Annotated in this window: 19 protein-coding genes; 14 read left to right on the top strand and 5 right to left on the bottom strand. The window is 51.5% G+C overall.

Annotated elements, in window-relative coordinates; translation table 11 throughout:
* Positions 1–11 precede the first annotated feature (11 nt).
* From MHI42_RS10085 to MHI42_RS10075, 3 genes are all read right to left on the bottom strand, one after another.
* Positions 12–224: a hypothetical protein gene (locus MHI42_RS10085; RefSeq protein WP_042211670.1), complete on the bottom strand. Its 213-nt coding sequence runs from the start codon at positions 222–224 to the stop codon at positions 12–14.
* 164 nt (positions 225–388) lie between these two features.
* Positions 389–1,150, bottom strand: coding sequence for an SDR family NAD(P)-dependent oxidoreductase (locus MHI42_RS10080; protein WP_171717957.1), 762 nt, complete (start codon positions 1,148–1,150; stop codon positions 389–391).
* A gap of 17 nt (positions 1,151–1,167) precedes the next feature.
* Positions 1,168–1,533 carry a MerR family transcriptional regulator gene (locus tag MHI42_RS10075; protein ID WP_171717956.1) on the bottom strand — a complete coding sequence of 122 codons (366 nt, stop codon included), beginning with the start codon at positions 1,531–1,533 and terminating at the stop codon, positions 1,168–1,170.
* 187 nt (positions 1,534–1,720) lie between these two features.
* Here MHI42_RS10075 and MHI42_RS10070 point away from each other — a divergent pair, with 187 nt between their 5' ends.
* On the top strand, positions 1,721–2,326 hold the full coding sequence (locus MHI42_RS10070; protein WP_342423678.1) for a DUF1349 domain-containing protein: 606 nt from the start codon (positions 1,721–1,723) through the stop codon (positions 2,324–2,326).
* Positions 2,327–2,363: 37 nt separating this feature from the next.
* On the opposite strand, the gene MHI42_RS10065 is transcribed toward MHI42_RS10070, so the two are convergent.
* The gene (locus MHI42_RS10065; RefSeq protein WP_171715635.1) at positions 2,364–2,912 is read right to left on the bottom strand and encodes a hypothetical protein; all 549 of its coding nucleotides are present in this window, start codon (positions 2,910–2,912) and stop codon (positions 2,364–2,366) included.
* Positions 2,913–3,030: 118 nt separating this feature from the next.
* On the opposite strand from MHI42_RS10065, the gene MHI42_RS10060 reads away from it, so the two are divergent.
* The 4 genes from MHI42_RS10060 (at position 3,031) to MHI42_RS10045 (ending at position 7,244) form a co-directional block, all read left to right on the top strand.
* Complete coding sequence (locus MHI42_RS10060; protein WP_342423677.1) at positions 3,031–3,630, top strand: TetR family transcriptional regulator C-terminal domain-containing protein; 600 nt, start codon at positions 3,031–3,033, stop codon at positions 3,628–3,630.
* A gap of 169 nt (positions 3,631–3,799) precedes the next feature.
* Positions 3,800–4,075 (top strand): HPr family phosphocarrier protein, encoded by a 276-nt coding sequence (locus MHI42_RS10055; RefSeq protein ID WP_039307843.1) that lies wholly within the window; start codon positions 3,800–3,802, stop codon positions 4,073–4,075.
* Positions 4,068–5,780: a phosphoenolpyruvate--protein phosphotransferase gene (gene ptsP / locus MHI42_RS10050; protein ID WP_342423676.1), complete on the top strand. Its 1,713-nt coding sequence runs from the start codon at positions 4,068–4,070 to the stop codon at positions 5,778–5,780. The genes MHI42_RS10055 and ptsP overlap by 8 nt, the downstream gene beginning before the upstream one ends.
* Before the next feature lie 336 nt (positions 5,781–6,116).
* Complete coding sequence (locus MHI42_RS10045) at positions 6,117–7,244, top strand: response regulator (protein ID WP_342423675.1); 1,128 nt, start codon at positions 6,117–6,119, stop codon at positions 7,242–7,244.
* Between the two features lie 13 nt (positions 7,245–7,257).
* Here MHI42_RS10045 and MHI42_RS10040 read toward each other — a convergent pair whose 3' ends face one another.
* Positions 7,258–7,602: a helix-turn-helix domain-containing protein gene (locus MHI42_RS10040; protein WP_342423674.1), complete on the bottom strand. Its 345-nt coding sequence runs from the start codon at positions 7,600–7,602 to the stop codon at positions 7,258–7,260.
* A 169-nt stretch (positions 7,603–7,771) separates the two neighbouring features.
* Here MHI42_RS10040 and MHI42_RS10035 point away from each other — a divergent pair, with 169 nt between their 5' ends.
* The 9 genes from MHI42_RS10035 (at position 7,772) to MHI42_RS09995 (ending at position 19,561) form a co-directional block, all read left to right on the top strand.
* Positions 7,772–8,710, top strand: a complete 939-nt coding sequence (locus MHI42_RS10035; RefSeq protein WP_342423673.1) for an aldo/keto reductase family protein — start codon at positions 7,772–7,774, stop codon at positions 8,708–8,710.
* Positions 8,711–8,739: 29 nt separating this feature from the next.
* Positions 8,740–9,762, top strand: a complete 1,023-nt coding sequence (locus MHI42_RS10030; protein ID WP_042135331.1) for an SDR family oxidoreductase — start codon at positions 8,740–8,742, stop codon at positions 9,760–9,762.
* A 177-nt stretch (positions 9,763–9,939) separates the two neighbouring features.
* Positions 9,940–10,599 carry a class I SAM-dependent methyltransferase gene (locus MHI42_RS10025; RefSeq protein WP_039307858.1) on the top strand — a complete coding sequence of 220 codons (660 nt, stop codon included), beginning with the start codon at positions 9,940–9,942 and terminating at the stop codon, positions 10,597–10,599.
* 100 nt (positions 10,600–10,699) lie between these two features.
* On the top strand, positions 10,700–11,167 hold the full coding sequence (locus MHI42_RS10020; RefSeq protein WP_342423672.1) for a YfbM family protein: 468 nt from the start codon (positions 10,700–10,702) through the stop codon (positions 11,165–11,167).
* A 34-nt stretch (positions 11,168–11,201) separates the two neighbouring features.
* The gene (locus tag MHI42_RS10015; protein ID WP_342423671.1) at positions 11,202–12,230 is read left to right on the top strand and encodes a CapA family protein; all 1,029 of its coding nucleotides are present in this window, start codon (positions 11,202–11,204) and stop codon (positions 12,228–12,230) included.
* 185 nt (positions 12,231–12,415) lie between these two features.
* Positions 12,416–14,794, top strand: coding sequence for a beta-galactosidase GalA (gene galA, locus MHI42_RS10010; RefSeq protein ID WP_342423670.1), 2,379 nt, complete (start codon positions 12,416–12,418; stop codon positions 14,792–14,794).
* A gap of 307 nt (positions 14,795–15,101) precedes the next feature.
* Positions 15,102–16,823, top strand: coding sequence for a sensor histidine kinase (locus MHI42_RS10005; RefSeq protein WP_342423669.1), 1,722 nt, complete (start codon positions 15,102–15,104; stop codon positions 16,821–16,823).
* Between the two features lie 64 nt (positions 16,824–16,887).
* Positions 16,888–18,447, top strand: coding sequence for a response regulator (locus tag MHI42_RS10000; RefSeq protein ID WP_042135340.1), 1,560 nt, complete (start codon positions 16,888–16,890; stop codon positions 18,445–18,447).
* Positions 18,448–18,634: 187 nt separating this feature from the next.
* On the top strand, positions 18,635–19,561 hold the full coding sequence (locus MHI42_RS09995; protein WP_171715626.1) for an ABC transporter permease subunit: 927 nt from the start codon (positions 18,635–18,637) through the stop codon (positions 19,559–19,561).
* Positions 19,562–19,568: the final 7 nt, after the last annotated feature.

Genomic DNA, 19,568 nt, shown 5'->3' with positions numbered 1-19,568 from the left:
TCAAGCTGACATCAGCTTGAACTGCCGTAACGGTTCTTATAGTATTTATGTCCGGTTCCTCCGCGGCGGGCATCTGAAGAGGAATGCCGTTTGTATCCGTGGCTGCTGCTTGAATGCCTTCTGGAGACTGGCCTCCCTTTATTACTGCTCGAATGTCTGCGGTGTCCGCCATGTTTGGACTGCTCTACGGAGTGCAGGACTTTACCAAGAATTTTCTTAAACATCTTGTTTCCTCCTCTTAGGTTGTAGTAGCCATTGCAGTGCGGCTTTAATCGTTAGTTACCCTTAACTACGGCCTCCGTACCCGGCAGGTTTCAATAAAAAATAAACCCCGTCCATTTGCGGCGGGGTTGTTTGTATACCAAGCGTAATGAGTGCAATGATAATGTTATTCAATATAACTCTTCATTGCCTGATACATACTGACCGCGTATTCATCGATCTTATCGCGTGACATCCGCAGCCGGTCCACTGAAGTGCCATAGCCGATTTCCTGCAGTCCCTCCGCTAATCCCTGGAAGATTCCATCCGTGAACGCATCTAACGGTTCGCCGTGCACATGCAGCCCGCTTCCGCCGAGATCCGTGTTCACTGCCGGAGGCGCAATTTCGATGACTTCTACAGATGTATCAGAGAGCTGGAGTCTCAGACTCATGGTGAATGAATGAAGCGCCGCCTTCGTCGCTGAATAGATCGGGCCAATGGCAAACGGTGTGAAGGCCAGGCCGGAGGTGACGTTGAGGATAGCCGCCGCTTCCCGTGCTTCGAATAATGGAGCGAATAGCATAGCCAGATGAAGAGGGGCTTCAAGGTTAGTTGTGATTTCTTGATTGAAATAAGCCCAGTTGTTTCTCGCATCTGCTTTGAGTACATTGAAGCGCTGCTGGGTCCCCGCATTGTTCACTAACACATTCACTTCCGGATAGTTGGCGGTTACCCAGTCGAACAAGGCGATACGCTCGGATTCGATGTTCAAATCACTTACACGGGTAATCAGGCCGGGGAACTTGTCCTTGGCATCCTGCAGGACCTGTTCACGCCGTCCGGTAATGATGACTGTATTTCCGCCGCTGATGAAGCGTTCGGCAAAAGCGAGACCGATTCCCGAGCCTCCGCCAGTAATAAGGATTGTGTTTCCTGTAAGTTTCATTTTAGAACCTCTTCTCATTATTTTGATAAATAATTTGTATAACGTGCGATTTTCTTGTCGATGCCCTGCAAGGATTCTGTCATGAGTGCAATTTCCTCCAGCACAGCCTGCTTGTGCTCTTGAAACATTCTAAGCCGGAGTTCAGTCGTGCTGTCCCCTTCTAACATCCAGTCTACATATTGCCTGATACTGCTGATGGGCATATGCGTATTTTTCAGATAAATAATGATCTTGAGGAATGCAATACGATCCTCCGAAAATATCCGCCTCCCGGCTTCATCACGCTCCATCTGTGGCAATAAACCCTTTTTCTCATAATAACGGATCGTTGATTCCGGAATCCCTAACTGGGCTGCAGCTTCGCTAATGGAAACATATTTCATCTGGAGACCTCCATGGGAGTTGGTTAGTTGTCGACAGGAATAGGATACGACTTAAACCATGGTTTAAGTCAACACAATTATTTTCATACTGCCGAAATATAGTTTTGAGATGAATTACCATTTTTGCTATAGTAAAAGAATGCGTTTGCAATAAATAAGAATTATCCAAAAATGGGAGGATTATTGAATGACAAAGACAGATTTCGCGGCGTACAGGTGGATGAATGAGGGGAACATCAGGTTTGAGGATGATGCTATTATATTAGAAGCCACTGCTAACAGCGACTTTTTCTGCAACAACGGTGCTATAGCCGAAGAAGGACTTACCCCTGAGAGTCTGACCAATGCGCCTTTCTTCTATACAGAAGTGTCCGGTGATTTCGTGCTGCGGGTGAAGGTTAGTCATGACTTCCGGGATACCTACGATTCCTCTTCCATTATGGTGATGCAGGACCTGACGGTCTGGGCCAAAGCCTGCTTTGAGCTGACAGATTTCGATACCCACGCTGTAGTCAGTGTAGTGACGAACCAGACCTCGGATGATGCGAATGGCTGTAATATCAATGGCAATGAGGTATGGCTGCAGGCCGCCAGATCCGGGAATGCCTTCGCCTTTCATTATTCGACAGATGGTGTAAGGTTTGATATGATGCGCTTCTTTAACCTACCGGTGGGAGAAACGATCAAGGTTGGACTATTGGCACAAGCCCCTACAGGCGAAGGCGGAGAGCGAATCTACCGGAATTTCACAATGGAGAACCGGACGGTCAAAAATATAAGAGCGGGTGAATAAACCGTGAATAGGCTGTAACGAAGGTCTGGAAAATGTTTTAGCGTGCACTGCCCTTTATCTGTCTGGGCCAGATGAAATAGGTAACGGTGATGATCAGATCAATGCCGACTACAACCGACCATACCGTAAGGATGCTTAACAGCGCTTCCGTGCGGGCGGGATCGTCAATCCAGACGATGAGTCCATATAGAATGCCTGCGGCGAGCGCAAAAGAGAGCAGATGCTTCACCCAGCCCTTGAAATAATGCCGGGCGTGCTCCATACCGTACCGTTTGACCGGCTGCGCCCCTTGCTTGGTGACATAGTAGCGGAAGCGTTCGTCGGCCCAGGCGATCATGCTTTTGCCGAACACGATGGATACTGAGATATACACAGCCGCAAGCGCATGCGCTGTCGTAGCGGAAGCTCCCCCGGCCAGATCAACACCAGAGATGACTAACAGAATAATATCCAGCACCGGAGTCAGCGCCAGGAGTATCAGGCCCAGCGTATTGCGCTTGAAAATATATCGTGCCGTGAAACCGGCAAGAATGACCACCCAGAATAACACTTCGCACGTAACAATTGCCCACGCTACCAGATTCATAAAGCACCTCTTGTCAGGATTATTTGTGGTAATAACGGAAGTATAGCAGCGAAATTTAAACAATACAACCGTATTATTTAAATTGTGTTTCGTATTCTGCTTATGCTACAATATGGGCATGCCAAAAATAGTAGATCATTCAGAGCGGAAATCGAATATTGCAGAAGCGACCTGGCGTGTCATTATTCATCAGGGAATCAAAGGGGCAACTGTGCGTAATATTGCTGCTGAGGCGGGTGTGTCTCTGGGAGCGCTGCGCCATTACTTCTCCACCCACCATGAATTGCTGGTGTTTGCCATGAATCTGGTGAAGGAACGGGTCACTGCACGGATCGTGGACATCATGCAGACAGACCTTCCACCCAGGGAACAGGTTGCCAGTGTGCTGCTGGAGCTGCTTCCTACGGATGACGGCAGCATGGCGGAAATGGAGGTATGGTTTGCGTTTATCTTCCATCTCAAGTCTGCCGGGGAACATAACGATGAGCATCATGATGCCATCTATCCCCTTATCATCCAGCTGATCGATTATCTGGACCAGCATGAGCTGCTTCGGCAGGAGCTGGATAAGGACAGTGAAGCTGAGCGGCTGTATGCCGTGGTCGACGGACTGGCCCTGCACGCCATGCTGGAGCCTGAACGGCTGAATTCACAGCGGATGATCCGGGTGCTGAACGTTCATCTGGATTCAATCTGCAGCAGCGCGCAGCCTCAGTAATTTGCTATATTGCTAGAGTTATGTTATAAAAAGTAGTGTATATTTTTTCGGGTTGTTACTGTTAAATCAGGCAAAACCGCTACCTTATCAAAGGTGTGGTTTTGCCTTTTCTTGTTTATTCTGCAGTAATAGCTGAAACCAAAAACTATAAAGAGAGTTGGAGAGAAGCATGCAAACAACATTCAGAATTATCGACGAAGACGGAATTCACGCTCGTCCGGCCACGGCGCTGGTCAATACAGCTACCAAGTTTAAGGACACTGAAGCCTTTGCTGAAGCAAAGGGTAAGAAAGTTACTTTGAAATCCATTCTCGGTGTATTGTCACTCGGACTGGAAAGCGGCGATACTCTGACCCTGATCACTGAAGGCGGCCAGGAAGCAGAAGCCCTTGGCGCACTTCAGGATGTAATGATCAAAGAGGGCTTGGGCGAGCTCAATGATTAAGATTTCAGGCATCGCGGCTTCCGCAGGTATTGCTGTTGCTAAAGCGTTTATCCTGAAGCATCCGGACTACACCATCACGAAGACCGCCGTAAGCGATGTAGAGCTTGAGATTGTCAAGCTGGAGAGCGCCCTGGAGATTTCCAAGGGTGAACTGGCGCGGATTAAGGCGCGTACACTGGCAGAGCTGGGAGAGAAGAAAGCAGAGATTTTCGAATCCCATCTGCTGATTCTGGAAGATCCGGAGCTGATCAGCCCGGTGATGGACAAAATCCGTGAGGAAGCTGTAAACGCGGATTATGCGCTGCAGGAGGTCGCTAACCAGTTCATCGAAATGTTCGAGAATATGAAAAGCACCTATCTGCAGGAACGTGCTGCCGACATGCGTGATGTAACCAAACGTGTGCTGAATCATCTGCTGGGAATTTCCTATGTCAGCCCGGCAGAAATCAGCGAAGAGGTTATTGTAATAGCTGAGGATCTGACGCCTTCAGATACAGCACAGCTTAACCGTAAATATGTAAAAGGCTTCACTACCAATATCGGCGGACGTACCTCACACTCGGCAATTATGGCCCGTTCCCTGGAAATACCGGCAGTCGTCGGCACCAAGCATGTAATGTCTGAGGTGAAAGCCGGAGACCTTATCATTGTAGACGGGTTAAGCGGGGACGTGCTGGTGAATCCCGGCGAAGCTGAAGTAGCCTTGTACATAGCCAAGCAGAAGGAGTACGACCTGCAGATCGCTGAATGGAAAAAGCTGCGCGAAGAGCCAACGGTATCCGCAGACGGCAAGCATGTAGAGCTGGCAGCCAATATCGGTACGCCGAATGATGTTGCAGGCGTCATTGACAATGGTGGCGAAGGTGTAGGCCTGTACCGCACAGAGTTCCTATACATGGGCCGCGACAAGCTGCCCTCCGAGGAAATTCAGTATAATGCCTACCGTACCGTGCTTGAGAATATGCAGGGCAAGCCGGTTGTCGTCCGTACACTGGATATCGGCGGCGACAAGGAGCTGCCATACCTGGAGCTTCCGAAGGAAATGAATCCATTCCTCGGGTTCCGCGCGATCCGGCTCTGTCTGGACCGCCAGGATATCTTCCGTACCCAGCTGCGTGCTTTGCTGAGAGCCAGTGTGCATGGCGATCTGCGCATCATGTTCCCGATGATTGCCACCCTGGGTGAATTCCGTGCAGCCCGTGATCTGCTGCTGGAAGAGAAGGCTAAGCTGCGTGAAGAAGGCAAGGCAGTATCGGATCAGATTCAGCTGGGTATCATGGTTGAGATTCCTTCTACTGCGGTACTCGCCGACCAGTTCGCGAAGGAAGTGGATTTCTTCAGTATTGGTACGAACGATCTGATTCAATATACTATGGCTGCTGACCGGATGAATGAACGGGTATCCTACCTGTATCAGCCTTATAATCCGGCCATCCTGCGTCTGATCAAGAATGTAATTGATGCTGCTCATGCAGAAGGCAAATGGACGGGCATGTGCGGCGAAATGGCCGGAGATGCCACAGCTATTCCGCTGCTGCTGGGTCTGGGCCTCGATGAATTCAGTATGAGTGCAACCTCCATCCTGCCGGCACGCAGCCAGATTGCCAAGCTGTCCGCGGCGGAGATGAAGGAGCTGGCTGCCAAGGCGCTGCAGCTGGGCACTGCTGAAGAAGTCGCTGCACTGGTGCAGGCTATTAAGTATTAAGTATTTCCCCTGCTGATGCTGTTCGTTTTGAATCCACTTTTTCCAGTTCATTGTTGCCGGTATTCTCTTAGTAGAGTGCCGGTTTTTTTCTGTTCAGACAGGAGATGAAATCAATGATTTACAGCCTTATTTGCGCATGATAAAATGTTTTTAAATCACGAAATATTTAAATTTGCAATGAAATACATCACATAGATTGGCTGTTCATTAACCGGGTGTCCTCTAAGTGCCGTTTGCTGAGGGCACCCTTTTTCTAGGATTTCTTAGCTGTCTGCCAGACATCGCAGCTCATTTCATTGGGCTATCCGCATTCGTGAAGCACACTGGAGGATTAGGATGATAAGAGCGGTAATTATCGATGATGAAAAACCGGCACTGGATGTGCTCCGTTACCTGCTGCAAAAGGATGGTCGGGTAGAGGTTGTCGGGGCATTTCAAAGGCCTAAGGAGGCACTGGAGCAAATACGGGGGCTGCAGCCGGATATTGTGTTCCTGGATATGGAGATGCCGCTGATGAACGGTGTGGATCTCGCAGGAATACTACTGGAGAGCTTCAGGGATCTGGAGGTTGTTTTTGTGACTGCACATGATTCGTATGCCGTGGAAGCCTTCCGGATCGAAGCCCTGGATTATTTGCTTAAGCCTCCGACACCTGTGCAGCTTGACCGGGCAGTAACACGCTATCAGAAGAAACGGCGGCTGTACGGAGAACAGATGATGCCGCTTAATCAGGCAAGGATTGTCAGCTTCGGGGGGTTCGATGTGCTGAATGCGGGCAGCCGGGAGGATACGGTCAAATGGAGAACCTATAAGTCCAAGGAACTGATGTCCTTCCTGTTTCTGAAAGGGCCGGCTTACGTTCCCAAAGGCCAGATTATTCAGGCGCTATGGCCGGAGTGCAGTGACGTGCAGGCTCACTCCAATCTGCATACCACAATCTACAAAATGAAGACTGCACTCAAAAAAGCGGGAATTCATGTGGAAATTCATTTCAAGGGCGGGAGCTACCGGATGGAGATTGCCGGTGCTGCCGGGGATTTATGGGAATTTGAGGATTTTGCCAGGTCGAATCCACCCTTGACCCCGCTTAGGGTGCCCAGATATGAATATATTCTGGAGCTGTATCAAGGTGAGCTGTTTGCGGATGACGATTATTTATGGAGCAGCTCGAAGAGAGCGGAGATGCTCGGATTCTACGTGATGCTGTCGAAGAGGCTGTGCAGTTACTTTATCGCGGAGGGCCGGCTGGAGGAGGCTACGAACCGGGTTCATCTCCTGCTGGATAAATCACCGCTTGATGAAGAGGCGCATGAGCTGCTGATGGGGATTTATTTCCGCCAAAAAGACCGGATCAGCCTGATCCGGCATTATCATGCGATGAAGGAACTGCTAAACTATGAGCTGGGGCTTGAGCCGAAAGAATCGGTAAGGCAGCTGTACAGTGAAATGCTCTATAGACAGTGAATGCAGGCCGGACTCAGGTCCATTTGGCGGACCATAGCTTCATTTCGTGGAGAATCTGATGCAGATCTGCACCTTTGGGGGTCAGTGTATATTCCACAGTAACCGGAACGGTCGGGTAGACGCAGCGTTCCAGTACACCATGATCTTCAAGATGTCTCAGGGTGCTGGTCAGCGCGCGCGGGCTGATGCCTTCGATATTTCGCTGCAGCTCACCGAAGCGTTTCGTGCCGCCCTGCAGCTCTCTCAGTACCAGGAAAGCCCATTTTCCGGCTAGTACCTCCAGCGTTTTTTCTATGTTGCATTCAATAGATATGGGGTTCTTAGGAATATAATTACTGGCAGAATTGGCTGCTTTCAAGGGATTTCCTCCTGTTCCATGGCACTATACCAGAGTATAGCAACTATACTGGATGACATATAATAAACTATTTTTCACTTCTTTCTATTATATACAATCTGTTCTAGAATGAACATGTGTATGGAGCAACCGGTTAACAGGGCCGGATTCAGAGAGGAGCAAGGGATTCATGAAATACCGCAGATTAGGTGGAACCGGACTTAAAGTCAGTGAGATCAGCCTGGGAAGCTGGTTGACCTACGGAGGATATGTAGAACAGGACAATGCCGTTAGAGCCATTGAAACCGCTTACTCCCAAGGCGTTAATTTTTTTGATACGGCTAATGTGTATGAAAAAGGAGCAGCGGAAAAAGTGCTGGGTGCTACCTTGAGCAGCTATCCGCGCGAATCCTATGTGCTGGCGACCAAAGTATACGGCGTAATGGGTGACGGTCCCAATGACCGCGGCCTGTCCCGTAAGCATATTACCGAGCAATGTCATGCCAGCCTGAAACGGCTGGGTGCTGAATATGTGGATCTGCTGTATTGCCACCGGTATGATCCGGAAACGCCCATTGAAGAGACGCTGCGGGCGCTGGATGATCTGGTCCGGCAGGGCAAGGTGCTCTATGTAGGCGTAAGTGAATGGACGGCGGCGCAGATGGCCGAGGCCCTTGCGGTTGCCGACCGGTATCTGCTGGATCATATCGTGGTCAACCAGCCGATCTACAATATGTTCGAACGTTATATCGAGAAAGAGATTATTCCGCTTGGCCTGCGCAAAGGGATCGGACAAGTCGTATTCTCGCCGCTGGCCCAGGGGCTGCTGACCGGCAAATACAGCTCGGTCTCCGATATTCCAGAGGATAGCCGGGCCGCTAAGCTCGACTGGATGCGTAAAGGAATCACGGAGGAAAGAATCGCCAAGGTTCAGGAGCTGGGCACGATTGCCGCTGAGCTGGATATTTCTGTAGGTAATCTGGCGCTGGCCTGGATTCTGCGTCAGCCTAATGTAGCCAGTGCCCTGGTTGGCGCCAGCCGTCCGGAGCAGGTGGAAGAGAATGTGAAGGCTTCGGGTATTGAGCTCACCGGGGATGTATTAACACGGATTGAAGAAATTATCGGCTAAATTACCGGCTAAGAGAGGAAGGATGTAGGATGAAGGTTCTATTTATCGGAGGTACAGGACTCATCAGCCAGGCCGTATCCCGGCTGGCAGTGGAACGGGGAATAGAACTTTATCTGTTCAACCGTGGAGAGCGGAGCAGCTTCGTGCCGCAAGGTGCGCAGGTGATCCAGGGGGATATCCGCGATAAGGAGAAGTCTGCCGAGGCGCTGAAGGATTACGAATTCGATGTGGTGGTGGACTGGATTGCCTTCACACCGGAGCATGTACAGACGGATATTGCCTTATTTACCGGAAAAACAAAGCAGTACATCTATATCAGCTCCGCCTCCGCTTATCAGAAGCCGCAGCGTAATTATCTCATTACTGAGGAAACGCCGCTGGTGAATCCGTACTGGCAGTACTCCAGGGATAAGATTGCCTCTGAACAGCTGCTGCTGGAGGCGTATCAGAACAGCGGCTTCCCGGTTACGATTGTCCGTCCATCCCATACGTATGGAGATACGGCCATTCCGGCGGCACTGACCAGCTGGAGTAATCCATGGTCGCTGGTGGAACGCATCCGCAAAGGCCAGCCGCTTGTTATTCACGGGGACGGCACCTCCCTATGGACGCTGACGCATAATTCCGATTTTGCCAAAGGGTTCGTCGGGCTGCTGGGTCACCCGGAGGCGATCGGGGAAGCGATTCATATTACCTCTGACGAAGTGCTGAACTGGAATCAGATCTATGCTGCTATCGGCGAGGCCGCAGGCAGAGAACCGAAGGTTGTGCATATCTCTACCGACTTCATCGCCGCGAACACACCGCCGGGGACGGCGGACGGGCTGATTGGGGATCAGGCAGTGAGCAGCGTGTTCGACAACAGCAAGATCAAACGCCTTGTTCCTGATTTCGAAGCAACGGTCCCCTTCGCCGGAGGGGTGAAGCGCTCGGTCGCCTGGTTCGAAGCTCATCCTGAATGTTGCACGGTGGATCAGGATTGGTCCAAGATGCTGGACGGACTGATTGCTAGGCATGGAGTGGATGCGAAGCTGATCACGTATTACGTTTAATGAGGGAAGAATAGTATCAGCTATGATTTAATAGTAGAAACAGGTGCCGTCCTTAAAGGGAGGGTACCTGTTTTTTTGTGCAGGAGCGGCGGGTCCGTTATTCCGGGTATAGCATGAAATACGGATTCGTGAATATACTCTCACTACCGAAATCCCCTCATAAAAGGAGTCCTGGTCATGCCGACACATCCATATGTCTCCCGTTTTTTTGTGAATACCGATGCACGCCGTGAGAAGCTGATTTATGATTTGCCGGAATCCTGGTGGAGCCGTCCCTATGAATACGAATGGTGCACCAACTTTATTTCACCGCATGATGTGGTGCTGGATGCCGCCTGCGGAATATCCCACCCGCTTAAATTCTACCTTGCCGGCTATAGCGCAGAGGTCTTCGCCTGTGATATTGATGCCCGGATTCTGTCACGGGAAGCGATTATGCAGGATATTGCCGATGATATCGGAGAATTGGCAGCCCAGCAGGTGCAGGCCAGAAGAACGAACCGGCTGCATCTGACCCAGGCGGATCTGACCGCACTGCCGTATGAGGATGAGAGCTTCGATACGATTTTTTGCATCTCGGTACTGGAGCATCTGTCCGTGCAGGATTCGGTGCTTGCGGTGCGGGAATTTCACAGGACTCTTAATGGAGAAGGTCTGCTCGTGCTGACCTTTGATTATCCGACCGTGAACCTGCCGCGGATGAATGAGATTCTGCTCCAAGCCGGATTTCAGTATTGGGGCGAGACAGATTTCAATCTTCCGGCAGATGCGGTGCATACCGATCAGTGGGGCGGCCTGAACTGCTTCCGGGCGGTGCTCAAGAAGGCGCAGGGTTAGTCCCAGCATAGAACGGTAGAGGTATAATCCCCATCATTTGGTTGTTTCCTTCCGGTATAGTAGAATAGGCTCAAGACGGAAGAGAGAAGGAGACAACTTCATGGGGATGATTGGTAACTACATCACTGTAACTGCGGAACTGCTTCAGGCCATCCGGGATGAAGAGATCAGTCTGCACGGAATCGAACCGAAGCTGGATATCGATAAGGCCTGGCAGGCGCTGCATTATACACTAAGCGGCGGGGGCACGGAGGAAGGTTCAGCCCTTGGGGCGGTTGTGCCAATGAATGGCCAGCATTATGCCGGCCACTATTCCGATGCCGAGGTATTTGTGCTGGAGCCGGAACAGGTGAAAGAAACCGCTGCTGCCCTGGAGGGAATAGAAGAGGCGTATTTGCGGGAACGATATCAATTCCGGCAGATGCTGGACGAAGGGGTTTATCCGCTGGTGGATGATGATGAACCGGAAGAGTTTTTTGACTATATGTATACGTATTTCACGGCTATGAAGGAGTTCTACCGGACCGCAAGCGCGGATCAAGCGTATGTAGTATTCTATATCTCATAACCCAATTGAATTTGTGGAAAAGGAGCCAGACAACTTGCGCAGATACGCCATTATAATTATGATTCTGCTCCTATTAGTACCAGCTGCGGGTCTCAGTGCCGAAGGGGCTGCTCCGCAGGACAAGATTCAGCTTGCTTTTGCCGGAGATATTCTGCTGGACGGTTTTGTCGGCGAGCAGATTGCCAAATACGGGGTCAATTTCCCGTTCGTCAAAGTGGCGCCAGTGCTGAAGAAGGCCGACCTGGCTTTTGCCAATCTGGAGACACCGGTCTCGGTACGGGGAGACGCCGCAGAGAAAATGTTTGCCTTCCGCTCCAAGCCGGCTGCATTGGCCGGACTGAGCTACGCCGGAATTGACGGAGTATCGCTGGCGAATAATCATATTCTGGATTATGGACAAACCGCCATGCTCGACACGCTGATCCATCTGGACAGAAATAAGATCGGACACACAGGGGCAGGCGCGAATATACAAGAGGCTTTTAAACCTTACACCAAGACGGTCAAAGGCAAGCGGATCGCCATGCTGGGCGTAAGCCGGGTATTGTCTGACCCTTCCTGGTATGCAGGCAAGAACAGTCCGGGTGCGGCTTCCGCCTATACAGCGGAGCCTCTGCTGAGTGCGATTAAGCAATCAGCCAAGGACAACGATTATACCATTGTCTATATTCACTGGAATCAGGAGTTCAAGGACTACCCTGAACAGTATGCCCGGACTCTGGCGAAACAGATGATCGACAGCGGGGCCGATATTATCCTCGGAGCGCACAGCCATTGTCTGATGGGGATCGAATATTACAAGCATAAGCCGATCTACTATTCGCTGGGCAATTTCGTGTTCAACCGCTCTACACGGGGCGGGGACAAGACGCTGCATTCGATGCTGGTCAACTTCACGATCAGCAATTCCGGGGTGACGAGCAGTATTACTCCGGTCAAAATCATTGGCGGGCAGCCCAATTTCATGGGTGAAGCCTATAACAAAGAGACCTACAAACTGCTGAATGAGCTCTCCTTCAATGCGAAGATCACAGCGGGCGGAGCGGTCAGCGAGAAGCTCTGAAGCAACAGGGAGTGCTGAAGATGTACTGAATAGCCCGGAGAAGCAGACTCTTCTTCTCCGGGCTATTTGCATTGGAGCCAAGTCATATTCATTTTGTGCTATTCATTATTAGCATTGTACTAACGGCGTAAAGCTAATCTACTCTACAATATGAATATTAGTTCATCAAGGAGGTTTTTGCAGAAGTGAGAACGGGAACCGTTAGAAGCAAAGTCAAGTTTGATGAGAGCTGGGTTTTTTATAAAGGGGAGCTCCAGATTCCTTATGCAGTCAAGGGTGGAATGACAGGCGGTATTACAGATACGGGTGCTCTCCGGGAGGGGGAGTGGCTGGATATCGCTTTTAATGATAAAGGAATGGGTGAGCAGCAGCTGGAATGGACCGCACTCAGCCTGCCGCATGACTGGTGTGTGGAGCAGCAGTATGTTCCGGATGAGATGCTTGGTGCAAGGGATGGCAGCCATGGTTATCTGCCGGGCGGTACAGGCTTCTACCGCAAAACCTTCGAGCTTCCGGCAGACGCTGCAGGCAGAAAATGGACGGTACGCTTTGACGGAGTATCGGGCACCAGCACAGTATGGGTTAACGGGCATCTGATCGGCTCGCATCATGGCGGATATATAGGGTTCAGTTACGATCTGTCGGATGTTCTCCGCTATGGCGGGGAAGGCAGTAATGTCATTCTGGTCAAAGTAGATGCTACCGAATGTGAAGGCTGGTGGTATGAGGGCTGCGGCATTTACCGTCATGTCTGGCTGGAGAATACGGACCGCCTGCATGTAGCCGAGTACGGAACCTATATAACGACACCGGAAGTGGCCCAAGAGCAGGCCGTAGTCAACATCCGCACACGCCTCCGCAATGATTATACGGAGGGCCTGCCGGTATCCCTGCGCACGGTAATTTATGATGCTGCTGGAATGCAGATCTGCGCGCACTCGGCGGATGCCTTTGCGGACTGGCATGCTGAGACGGAGATTGAGCAGAGCTTTGAGGTGAAGCAGCCCATGCTCTGGGGCACGGAATCGCCGTATTTATATAAGGCGGAATCGGCTGTTATATATGAAGGGAAAGAGCTCGACCGGTATGAGACCGTGTTCGGCATCCGCAGCATCCGCTTCGATGCGGAGGAAGGTTTCTTCCTGAACGGAGAACCGCTGCTCATCAAAGGAACATGCAACCATCAGGATTTCGCCGGGGTCGGCGTAGCGCTGCCGGACAGCCTGATCGAATACAAGCTTAGACTGCTGCAGGAGATGGGCTCCAACGCCTACCGCAGTGCCCACCATCCTCCAACCCCCGAGCTGCTGGATATCTGCGACCGGATCGGCATGCTGGTGATGGATGAGAACCGCAAGCTCGACAGCAGCCCGGATGGACTGAGCCAGCTGGAGCGGATGCTCCTCAGGGACAGGAATCATCCCTCAGTAATCATCTGGAACCTGGAGAATGAGGAGGTACTTGAAGGTACCGTGACAGGTGCCCGGATACTGAAGACACTCGCGGATTGGACCCGCCGGATCGATCCGACCCGCCCAACCTCTGCGGCGATGAACCATGGCTGGAACGAGAATGGCTATAACGATGTGGTAGAGATTACAGGCTATAATTACGGACACCGGGACACCCATAATATCGACATCCGTGACCACGGGCTATATCCGGAGCGGCTGATGATCGGCAGTGAATGTGCCAGTTATACGGCAACCCGGGGAATCTACGAAGATGATCCGGTCAAGGGCTACTGTTCCGAATACGGCACGAACATTCCTTCCTGGGGCTGCACTCCGCAGCAGGCGTGGAGCGATCTGGTGAATCACCGTTTTCTGACCGGCGTCTTCATGTGGACCGGATTCGATTACCGGGGTGAGCCGACCCCTTATCTGTGGCCGTGCATCAATTCGCATTTCGGGCTGATGGACACCTGCGGGTTCCCCAAAGACAGCTATTACTATATGCAGGCGGTGTGGAAGGAAGAGCCGATGATTCATGTGCTGCCGCACTGGAATTGGCCGGGCTCGGAGGGGAAGCCGGTTGAGGTGCGCGTATTCTCCAACACCGAGACGGTGGAGCTGAGTCTGAACGGCAGAAGTCTGGGCGAACAGCAGGCAGACAGAACCGGGTATTTATCGTGGGAGGTCATCTATGAGCCGGGTGAGTTAAAAGCTATCGGCAAACGAGGCGGCCTTGCCATTGCCGAGAAGGCTGTAGTCACAGCAGGCCAGCCGTACCAGATCGCGTTGTTCCCTGACCGGCTGGAGGGCCGGGCGGATGGCTGTGATACGATCCCGGTCCGCGTGGCTGTCCTGGACAAGCAGGGGTATGTCGTTCCTGCGGCCGACAACGAGATCCGGTTTGAAGTGTCGGGAGCCGGAGGGCTGCTCGGCGTCGGCAACGGCAATCCAAGCAGCCATGAGCCGGACAAGTCTCCGCTGCGGCGTGCTTTTAACGGCTGGTGCCTGGCCTTGATTCAGGCTTCAGCGGAAGCCGGCTCCATTCAGGTGCGGGCGGTGTCCATGGGACTGGCCTCTGCGGAAGTGGTGCTGCAGGTGACTGCGGAATAATCATAAGGCGCGGAGTGAACTTGTGGAGCGGCTATTTATTTCCGGCGGGTGGAACGATAATATATAAGATGAACCAATGAAGATAACAAAGCGAGAAGGAACGAAGGGGAATTTTGGAACTGTAGGAGCGGTAGCGACCGCCTTTGTCACCGGATTTCCACCGCGAACAGCGGTATAATTTGAGAAATCTGGAGACAACAGCGGCCGGAAGTCCAAATATTCACCGCAGTGACGACTGAGCCTTACGTAATTTCTTAGGTGCATTTTATATATAAATAACGAATTCCATGCAGAGGATGTCCCGCGAATGATGCCTAAACTGAAGAAATACATGCCCTTCACTTATAAAATGATGATTCCCTACCTGCTGCTGGTCCTGCTGACCGATGTGTTCATCGGCTACATTTCTTATTCCATGCTGACTGATTCGAGAACAGAAATGGCCGAGTCCAACATCAAGACGGGAATGGAGCAGGCAAGGAACAATATCCGCTATCAGATGGATGAAATTCAGCGGATGTCGGACAACCTGTTCGGCAGCCAGCCGTTTCAGCGTGCGCTTGAGCAGAAGGGGACACCGTTTGAGATCTATTTGACTATGATCGATGAGATTGTTCCCCAGATCACCGCACCGCTGCAGCTGTTCGGGAACAAGATCCGCTTCATGCTCTATACCCCGAACAGTGATCTTAATATTGTATCGGGCGATAATCTGGATGAGCCGATCTATGACAGCGACTATTATATTCTGCCGTTTGAGGATATCACTGACAGTGAATGGTACCTGTCGCTGAAGGATTCGAAGCGCGATAATTTGTGGCTGCAGATTGATACCGACCAGAAGCTGGGGAATCTCTCCCATGTCCGCAGGCTGGTCAACTTTAGTGATTACAAAACGGTGATCGGCTATATACGCATTACGGTCTCCCTGGAGGATCTGTTCGGCGGCTTCGATACCTTCCCTGTGGAAGAGGGGATTACCCTGCGGCTGGTCGAACAGACGACAGGTTCGATTCTGTTCCAGCGCGGAACCGCCAATTATGACGATGGCCGGCAGAACTTCCTCAGTCTGCATGAGCAGATCCCGGGCAGTAATTTCGTTATTGAGGCGCTCGTCCCGCAAAAGTATCTGACCCAGGATGCCGGCCGTCTGCGCAAAGTCATTATTGCAGCCTGCTCGCTCAGCTTCCTGGTCATGACCCTGATCGGGTACGTGGTGGCGCGTATTTCCGGGCGCAAGATGAGCAGGATCGTAGGGTTGGTCCGTTCCTTCCAGGAAGGGAACTTCCAGAAGCGGATCCGATTCTCCGGCAATGATGAATTTGTGCAGATCGCAGACTCCTTCAATGATATGGCCGCCAATATTCAGGGGCTGATCAACAGTGTATATGTGCAGGGGATTCAGAAGAAGCAGGCGGAGCTGGAGGCGTTGCAGGCGCAGATTAATCCGCATTTTCTCTATAATACACTCTCGACGATAAGCAGTCTGGCCAATCTGGGCGAAATCGGCAAGGTCACGGAGATGGTCCAGGGCCTGTCACGTTTCTACCGGCTGACGCTGAACCAGGGCAATGTGTACATTGAACTGGAGAAGGAGCTGGAGCAGGTGGCGACTTATCTGGAAATCCAGCGGGTCAAATATGCGGATGCCTTCACTCTGTATGTTGATGTGGACGAGGAGATTATGCAGATGCAGGTCATTAAGCTGCTGCTGCAGCCTTTTGTAGAGAATATATTCAAGCATGCCTGGTTTGGCGAGTCCATTGCCATCCGTCTGACAGGCCGGAGGGTCGGTAATAGTATTGAGCTGAAGATTATCGACAATGGAATCGGCATGCGTCCGGAGGTCGTTAAGAAAATGATGCAGGGCAAGGGACAGTCCGGCGGTTACGGGGTGAAGAACGTCAATGAGCGGATCAAGCTCAGATACGGTGACGCCTACGGTGTGACGATTGCCAGCTTCTACGGAGGAGGGACAACTGTCCAGTTGCTTCTCCCTGCCGGGGTTCAGGATCACGAGGACCTGTGAGGAATTTCGCTGACCGGTTACGTGCCAGAGCACCCTTGTACAAACACAGGAGGAAATGATTGCGATGAGTATCAATGTATTGCTGGTAGACGATGAAGCTGTCGATCTGGAGTGGCTACGGCGCAGGGTGCTGGCAAGCCCGCTCGATATTGCAGTAGTAGGAACGGCGAACAGCGGCTTTAATGCGCTTAAGATCATGGAGCAGGAACGGGTCGATATTATCCTGTCAGACATACGGATGCCCATTATGACCGGAACGGAATTTGCACGCAGGGCTAAGGTCATCCATCCCAAGGTCAAAATCGTCTTCATCAGCGGCCATGAGGATTTCAGCTATGCGAAGGAAGCTATTGAGATCAATGCCTCCGGCTACTTGCTGAAGCCTGTTGAAGATAAGGATTTGTACGAAATGCTGGACTCCTTGTGCGCAGCTATGGAGCAGGAGAGGGAGCAGAACCGTTCCTTCAGCGAAGCCTTGTCCCTTGTGAACAAGGAGCTTATCCTGCGCTGGTTCGAAGAACCTTCGCCTGAACCCGCTGAGCCGCATCTGCGCAGTGCCCTTACCCCGCTTTTGGTGAAAGGGGCGGCGGCTGCATTTGTCGAGATCGATGATCTGGAATGGAAAATGCGTGATCTGTCCGAGGAGGATGCACGCGTGAAGACGCGGCAAATGGCCGGGTTGATCAAATCCTTCGTGGAGGACGGGAAGCTTGGCACGCTGATTCCTGTTCATCATCACCGGTTTGTCATTCTCTGCAGCCTCCCGCAGGACAGCTTCATGAACCTGCTGGACGAGCTAATCCGCAAGATGGCAGAGTCTTCACCCTGTACGCTAACCGTTGGTGTCGGACGTTATGCCCAGGACGAAGCGGGACTCCACGAATCCTACCAGCAGGCACAGGCCGCCCTCAGCGCGAAGTGGCTGCTCGGGAAGAACCGGCTGATCCGTGATAACATGGAATCTTCGCCGCGCGGGACGCCGGGAGCCCGGATGGAACAGACTGTGGTGAAGCTGCTGGAGGCAATCATTCAATATGATCTGGTGGCCATCGACGACCAGCTGCTGGAGCTGTTCACGAGTGCAGGCAAGAAGGATGTCTATGAGCTGATTATCCGCATCACCTCCAAGCTGCATGCGGATCTGCAGCAGCAGAACGAGAATCTGTATGAGCTGCTGCAGTGGGAGTCGCATCAGCCGGATATTCTGTTCCAGTTCGAGACGATTCACGATATCCTGTCCTGGATGCGGCGCAGATTCTTCGAGCTGTCGGAGCTGCTGTATGTGAAGCGGCAGCGGCAGAAGCGTAAGCTGATCGATGAGATTATGAACTATGTGGAGGAGAATCTGGAGAAGAAGATTACCCTGAAGGAGGTAGCCGCCCATTTCGACTTCACACCGAACTATCTGGGTTATCTGTTCAAGGAAGAGTACGGGCTTCCTTTCAGTGAATTCGTGAATGAGCGCAAGACGGGCCGGGTCTTCGAGCTGCTGGGCGATCCGACACTCAAAATCTATGAGATTGCCGAGCGTATGGGCTACAAGAACATTATCTATTTCAACCGGCAGTTTAAGCAGATCACAGGCATGACGCCGGGAGAGTACCGCAAGAAACAGAAAATATAGCCTGCCAAACGTTGCCAGTCCGGTTTTCACAACCGGGGGCAACGTTTTTTTGTTTTTGGGGAATGGTATATATTAACCGATCGTTGAAAAAGTATTACTTTTAGTTGCTAGGCCTAATCCACACCAGGAAAGCGCTTCTTTATAATAAAGCTATAGAGAAAAGGGATTGATGGAAAGGGGATTCAAGATGAAACAGAAACAACATGGATTCTGGGATGATGTGAAGAAGTACAGATCCTTGCTCCTCATGCTTGTACCGGCGGTATTGTTCTTCCTGCTCTTTGCTTATATACCCATGTCAGGCATTATACTGGCGTTTAAGCAATACGACTACACCGGCGGGGTCTTCGGCAGCCCATGGAACGGATGGGATAACTTCAAATTCTTCTTCAATTCCGGTGACGCCTGGCGCGTAACACGAAACACGGCGCTGTACAATATTGCTTTTATCGTTGTGAATAACGTGGTTCAGATCTTTGCAGCTATCCTGCTGTTCGAGGTTGCCGGCAAATGGTTCCGGAAAATTACCCAAACGGTATTGTTCCTGCCTTACTTCATTTCCTGGGTTGTGGTTGGTGCCATTGCCTACAACCTGTTCAACTTCGATGTTGGTACCATTAACGTATTGCTCAAAGGACTCGGCATGCAGCCGGTGGACATCTATAATACCGCTTCCTACTGGCCGGTAATCCTGGTGGTCGTATCCGCGTGGAAGACGCTGGGCTATGGTACAATCATGTATCTGGCGGCGATCACCAGCATTGATACCGAGATGTATGAAGCGGCTGAGATTGACGGGGCGAATATTTTCCAGCGGATTATGAAGATTACGGTTCCGAACCTGATGCCTACTGTGATCATTCTGGTGCTGCTGGCGATCGGTAACGTCTTCCGCGGGGATTTCGGGATGTTCTACAATATGGTCGGCAACAACGGCCTGCTGTTCTCGTCAACCGACGTCATCGACACCTTCGTGTTCCGCTCACTGACCACTTCCAATGAGATCGGAATGTCCGCTGCGGCCGGCTTCTATCAGTCCCTGCTTGGTTTCGTAACCATCATGCTGGCTAACTATGCCGTACGTAAATACGATAAGGATCGTGCTCTATTCTAGGAAAAGG

It is taken from the genome of Paenibacillus sp. FSL E2-0178, assembly GCF_038593005.1.
GTDB classification, from domain to species: Bacteria; Bacillota; Bacilli; order Paenibacillales; family Paenibacillaceae; genus Paenibacillus_AQ; species Paenibacillus_AQ phytohabitans.
This window is presented reverse-complemented; position numbering and strand designations above follow the sequence as displayed.

What these genes read in the sequence shown, in the direction of transcription:
- MHI42_RS10030 (WP_042135331.1), top strand. Translation starts at nt 8,740, where the DNA reads ATGAAGGTTCTATTTATCGGAGGTACAGGACTCATCAGCCAGGCCGTA.
- MHI42_RS10075 (WP_171717956.1), bottom strand. Translation starts at nt 1,533, where the DNA reads ATGAAATATGTTTCCATTAGCGAAGCTGCAGCCCAGTTAGGGATTCCG.
- MHI42_RS10025 (WP_039307858.1), top strand. Translation starts at nt 9,940, where the DNA reads ATGCCGACACATCCATATGTCTCCCGTTTTTTTGTGAATACCGATGCA.
- MHI42_RS10080 (WP_171717957.1), bottom strand. Translation starts at nt 1,150, where the DNA reads ATGAAACTTACAGGAAACACAATCCTTATTACTGGCGGAGGCTCGGGA.
- MHI42_RS10065 (WP_171715635.1), bottom strand. Translation starts at nt 2,912, where the DNA reads ATGAATCTGGTAGCGTGGGCAATTGTTACGTGCGAAGTGTTATTCTGG.
- ptsP (WP_342423676.1), top strand. Translation starts at nt 4,068, where the DNA reads ATGATTAAGATTTCAGGCATCGCGGCTTCCGCAGGTATTGCTGTTGCT.
- MHI42_RS09995 (WP_171715626.1), top strand. Translation starts at nt 18,635, where the DNA reads ATGAAACAGAAACAACATGGATTCTGGGATGATGTGAAGAAGTACAGA.
- MHI42_RS10005 (WP_342423669.1), top strand. Translation starts at nt 15,102, where the DNA reads ATGATGCCTAAACTGAAGAAATACATGCCCTTCACTTATAAAATGATG.
- MHI42_RS10085 (WP_042211670.1), bottom strand. Translation starts at nt 224, where the DNA reads ATGTTTAAGAAAATTCTTGGTAAAGTCCTGCACTCCGTAGAGCAGTCC.
- MHI42_RS10035 (WP_342423673.1), top strand. Translation starts at nt 7,772, where the DNA reads ATGAAATACCGCAGATTAGGTGGAACCGGACTTAAAGTCAGTGAGATC.
- MHI42_RS10055 (WP_039307843.1), top strand. Translation starts at nt 3,800, where the DNA reads ATGCAAACAACATTCAGAATTATCGACGAAGACGGAATTCACGCTCGT.
- MHI42_RS10070 (WP_342423678.1), top strand. Translation starts at nt 1,721, where the DNA reads ATGACAAAGACAGATTTCGCGGCGTACAGGTGGATGAATGAGGGGAAC.
- MHI42_RS10045 (WP_342423675.1), top strand. Translation starts at nt 6,117, where the DNA reads ATGATAAGAGCGGTAATTATCGATGATGAAAAACCGGCACTGGATGTG.
- MHI42_RS10020 (WP_342423672.1), top strand. Translation starts at nt 10,700, where the DNA reads ATGGGGATGATTGGTAACTACATCACTGTAACTGCGGAACTGCTTCAG.
- MHI42_RS10000 (WP_042135340.1), top strand. Translation starts at nt 16,888, where the DNA reads ATGAGTATCAATGTATTGCTGGTAGACGATGAAGCTGTCGATCTGGAG.
- MHI42_RS10060 (WP_342423677.1), top strand. Translation starts at nt 3,031, where the DNA reads ATGCCAAAAATAGTAGATCATTCAGAGCGGAAATCGAATATTGCAGAA.